Source organism: Thalassolituus sp. UBA6592, from assembly GCF_002433655.1.
Taxonomy (GTDB): domain Bacteria; phylum Pseudomonadota; class Gammaproteobacteria; order Pseudomonadales; family Oceanobacteraceae; genus Venatoribacter.
This window is the reverse complement of the sequence record NZ_DJIO01000098.1, coordinates 1-4,734: the sequence shown is the minus strand read 5'-3', so window position 1 is coordinate 4,734 and position 4,734 is coordinate 1. Positions and strand designations below refer to the sequence as shown.

At 53.8% G+C, this 4,734-nt stretch carries 5 protein-coding genes; 3 read left to right on the top strand and 2 right to left on the bottom strand.

Features of this window, described 5'->3' with window-relative positions; translation table 11 throughout:
- Positions 1–2,118 (bottom strand): DNA translocase FtsK (locus B2Z72_RS09365; RefSeq protein ID WP_297004647.1); only part of this gene is annotated, 2,118 nt, incomplete at its 3' end.
- A gap of 102 nt (positions 2,119–2,220) precedes the next feature.
- Here B2Z72_RS09365 and aat point away from each other — a divergent pair.
- The 3 genes from aat (at position 2,221) to infA (ending at position 3,939) form a co-directional block, all read left to right on the top strand.
- Positions 2,221–2,910 (top strand): leucyl/phenylalanyl-tRNA--protein transferase, encoded by a 690-nt coding sequence (gene aat / locus B2Z72_RS09360; RefSeq protein WP_296983818.1) that lies wholly within the window; start codon positions 2,221–2,223, stop codon positions 2,908–2,910.
- Positions 2,907–3,611 (top strand): arginyltransferase, encoded by a 705-nt coding sequence (locus B2Z72_RS09355; protein WP_296983820.1) that lies wholly within the window; start codon positions 2,907–2,909, stop codon positions 3,609–3,611. The genes aat and B2Z72_RS09355 overlap by 4 nt, the downstream gene beginning before the upstream one ends.
- 109 nt (positions 3,612–3,720) lie before the next feature.
- A complete protein-coding gene (gene infA / locus B2Z72_RS09350; protein WP_296983821.1) occupies positions 3,721–3,939 on the top strand; it encodes a translation initiation factor IF-1 in 219 nt (72 codons plus the stop codon).
- 24 nt (positions 3,940–3,963) lie between these two features.
- On the opposite strand, the gene B2Z72_RS09345 is transcribed toward infA, so the two are convergent.
- Positions 3,964–4,734 (bottom strand): AAA family ATPase (locus B2Z72_RS09345; protein ID WP_297004644.1); only part of this gene is annotated, 771 nt, incomplete at its 5' end.

Here is a 4,734-nt window from a genome sequence, read left to right as displayed (position 1 = left end):
GGCACGAGCCATCTGTGCAAGACGGGTGATAGATTCCTCAACCATACGCCCTTCCGTAATCATTAAATCGGCCAACTCGTCGATTACGATAACAATATACGGCAGTGGTTCCAGCAGTGGCGGCGTTGTGTCGTAAGACTTATCAATCTGCCACAGAGGGTCCGGAATCGGCTTGCCTTCCGCGATAGCATCCTTAACTTTCTTGTTATAGCCGGCAATGTTACGCACCCCCATAGCCGCCATCAGCATGTAGCGGCGCTCCATTTCGGCAACGGACCAGCGCAGACCGTTAGCGGCCTCTTTCATGTCAGTGATCACCGGCGTCAACAGGTGTGGAATACCTTCGTAAACGGACAGCTCCAGCATTTTCGGGTCGACCAGAATCAGGCGCAGCTCTTCAGGTGTCGACTTGAACAGCAGGCTGAGCAGCATGGCGTTAACACCGACGGATTTACCGGAGCCGGTCGTGCCGGCAACCAGTAAGTGAGGCATTTTTGCCAGATCGGTAATCACCGGGTTGCCGCCAATATCGTGTCCAAGAGCCAGCGTCAGCGGCGATTTGGATTTGTCATATTTATCTGAGGACAGTACTTCGTTGAGGGACACCACCGCCCGGTCTTCGTTTGGTACTTCAATTCCCATCACGGATTTACCGGGAATCACTTCAACCACACGCACAGCGACCATTGCCATGGAACGTGCGAGGTCCCGTGCGAGGTTGGATATTTTACTGGCCTTAACGCCGGGTGCCGGCTGAATTTCAAAGCGGGTAATAACCGGACCGGGCGCAACTGCCGTCACCTCTACTTTAACGCCAAAATCTGCCAGTTTTTGCACCAGCAGGCGTGACAATTCCTGCAGGCGTTCTGCAGAAAAACCATGTGGCTGATCGGTACGCGGGGGATCCAGCAACGCAATGGATGGCAGCGGATCATCGCCGCCAAACAGCCGGCCCTGCATATCCCGCTTAGCGCGCTCGCTGGGCTGACTTTCATGTTTTTCCAGTGGCTGAATTGGTATTTCAGACGGTGTCTGAGCTTTCGCCGGAGAAGCAGCGGCTGCAGATGCCTTCGCTGCGGGCGCTTTGTCCGCCACTCGTGGTTCTGCTTGTGCCATACTCCCTGACGCAGGTGCGCTGTTGTGGGCTGAGCCGGCTTCCTCGGAAGCATCGCTCAGCCAGGGCACATCCATAAAGTCGTCTTCGATATCGTCTGTAGCAGTGCCTGCATTAGTATTTGCAGAAGCCGAAGGAAGGTTAAACCCAGGCTCTACAGCCTCCCTGCGCTTTTTATCGTCTTTGCCATCGTCGGATTTACGATGCAGGTGACGTTTCCAGAATGATGGTGCTTTCTCAGTTTCATTCAGGTCTGCTTCAGGCTGCCCGTCATCATCGTCTGTCTCATTTACTGCATCACTGGCTACTGCAGGTTTTGCAGGCTTTGTAGATTCCGTTCGCATCGCCACTGACGCAACGGCTGGTTCAGGACTACCCTGCGAAGCCACGGATCTGTTGTCTGAATCACGGCCAGCCTGCTTTTCTTTACGTCGCTCTGCCATGCGGGCAACCAGAGCAACGGCAGCCCCGCCCAGCCAGTCAAAGAATCTGAGCCAGGAAAACTCAAGAAACAGCATCAGGCCCAATGCCAGTATCCCGGCCAGCAGAATGGCTGAACCAGCAAAGGAAAACAGTGGCAGAAACACGTCAATCAGTGTTTTACCGAGTATGCCGCCGGAGCCTACCGGCAGGTAATCGCCATGCCAGATACTCATTTCAGCCAGAGCACACAAAGCAGACAGAGACAGCAGTACACCGATACCGCGCAACAACCAGACACGCCCGCTCGCTGCCGGCGATTTACGGAACAGCTGGCCAAGCTTGGCCATCACCAGCAATGGCACGGCGTAAGCCAGATAGCCAAGGGCATGAAACAGAATATCTGCCACCAGAGCACCTACCTTGCCCACGGCATTACCCGGTGATCCTGCGCCAGCAGCGGACCAGGCCATATCCCGCCCACTGTAGGTAACAAGGGCCAGTAACAGCAGAATGCTGGCCAGCGTCAGAACAACAAATACCGCGTCGTGACGGCGACTCCAGAGCACAGGAATATCTCCCATGTTCAGTTCCGTGTCTGGCTGAATATCACGATCAGTCGTATGCTTTGGCAAAATGAGTGTCCAATTCCCTGATTTAAAAGCGAAGTTTACCACGGGTTTAGCATGATTGACTGGCTGGATGAAGCATCGTTCCCGCAATTTCCCCCAACCGGGCGGGCCCTTAAAGATCCCAACGGATTACTGGCCGCTGGCGGCCGCACAACGCCGTTATGGCTGGATCAGGCCTACCGGCACGGAATATTCCCCTGGAACGACCCGGAGGAGGTTCGCATGTGGTGGTCTCCTGCTCCGCGGGCAATCATTACGGCTGAGTCTTTCCGCCTGCCACGCAGTGTAAGAAAGGCCATGCGCCGCCAGCAATACCGGGTGACGACCAACCTGGCCTTCCGCCAGGTAATGGCAGCCTGCGCCGGCCCCCGCGATCATGAATCCGGCACCTGGATCAGTGACGACATGATAGAAGGCTACACTCGCCTGCATAAAAGCGGGCGCGCCCTGAGTGTCGAATACTGGCATAAGGACCGGCTCTGCGGTGGTTTCTATGGTTTACTGATTGGTCAGGCGCTGTTTGGTGAATCCATGTTTTCTCATATCGACAATGCATCCAAAATCGCTTTCGGTCACGCTGCCCCTGCACTGTTCAGATCAGGGGTAAAGCTGATCGATTGTCAGATGAAGACCAGCCACCTGGCACAGTTTGGCCTTTTTGAAGCAGACCGCGAAGACTTCAATTTCAGAGTCAGCGAAGCTGTCAAAGGACAGCAGACAGTGCTGCCCGGAGTACTGGCATGAATAAAATTCTGCTTTTTCAGCCTCCGGAAACCCACGATTGCAGCTACCTTGACGGCGAACAGTCGCGCAGTGTCTATGTCGACCCGCGTGCTGAGCTTGATGGCACAACACTGACCCTGCTCAGCCTGAACGGTTTCCGCCGCAGTGGCCGACTGATGTACCGCCCCGCCTGCCCGACCTGTTCGGCCTGCCTCCCGGTGCGTATCCGTCTTAATGATTTCCTCCCGTCGCGTTCGCATAAACGCACTGAACGCAGGAATAACGACCTGACTCTCGAAGTATCCATGCCGGACGGCTCTGCAGAATGCTATGAGCTCTATGAACGTTATATCAGTGAGCGCCACCGCGACGGCGACATGTACCCGCCAGGTGAACAGCAGTATCAGGATTTTCTTGTCAGTGATTTTGGTACAACCCGCTTTCTCAAGGTAAGACACCAGGAAAAGCTTATCGCCTGCATGGTATTCGATATGCTTGAGGACGGTTTATCCGCGGTCTACAGCTTCTTTGACCCGGATGAACAGGAGCGCTCTCTGGGTACATGGCTCATTCTGCAACTCAACCATATAGCTCTGGGTCTTGGCCTTCACTACGACTACCTCGGCTATTACGTAAGAGAAAGCAGGAAGATGACGTATAAGCGCAAATTCGCACCACTGGATGCGCTGATTGATGGAAAATGGACGCTTTTGTCACCCTGAATCTGCGCCCGGATCATATTCCCACAGATGCAACAGGCATTTACTTTGCTTCTTATGTAAATTTCAGGCAGAATGCGCCCGCGTTGTACAAGCTATAAACAGGTGATGAATGGCAAAAGATGATGTTATTGAAATGGAAGGTGAGGTAGTAGATACCCTTCCGAACACAATGTTCCGTGTAAAACTGGAAAACGGCCACGTTGTGACCGCTCATATTTCAGGCAAAATGCGTAAGAACTATATCCGCATCCTGACTGGCGATAAGGTTAAAGTTGAACTGACTCCTTACGACCTGAGCAAAGGGCGCATTACTTACCGCGCCCGCTAATGTCATCTGCAGGAAGTGCCGCCGTCAGGCTGGCACTTCTTCCACAGCAGCAATTGACAGCTCACCATCCTCAGCAGAAATATCCACTTCCCCGCCACGGGAAAGATCGCCAAACAGAATTTTCTCTGCCAATGGCTTTTTGATTTTATCCTGCACCAGACGAGCCATAGGTCGTGCGCCCATGCGCGCGTCATAACCATGCTCAGCAAGCCATGCGCGGGCGCTGTCGTCCACATTCAGAACCACACCCTTATCATCCAGCTGGGCCTGCAGCTCAGTCAGGAATTTATCCACTACATGCAGAATGGTTTCCGGTGTTAACGGACCAAACTGAATCGTGCTGTCGATGCGGTTGCGGAATTCCGGCGTAAAGGTTTTCTTCAGCGCTTCAGCACCATCAGTACTGTGATCCTGCAGCGTAAAGCCGATACTGGAACGACTCATCTGCTCTGCCCCGGCATTGGTGGTCATAATCAGGATAACATTACGGAAATCCGTTTTACGGCCATTGTTGTCGGTGAGCGTACCGTGATCCATTACCTGCAGCAGAATGTTAAAGACTTCCGGATGGGCTTTTTCAATCTCATCCAGCAGCAACACACAGTGCGGGTTTTTGTTAATGGCCTCGGTCAGCAGACCGCCCTGGTCATAACCGACATAACCCGGTGGCGCACCAATCAGACGGGAAACCGTGTGGCGCTCCATGTACTCAGACATATCAAAGCGCACCAGCTCCATACCCATTACAGAGGCCAGCTGCTTGGAAACCTCGGTTTTACCCACACCGGTCGGGCC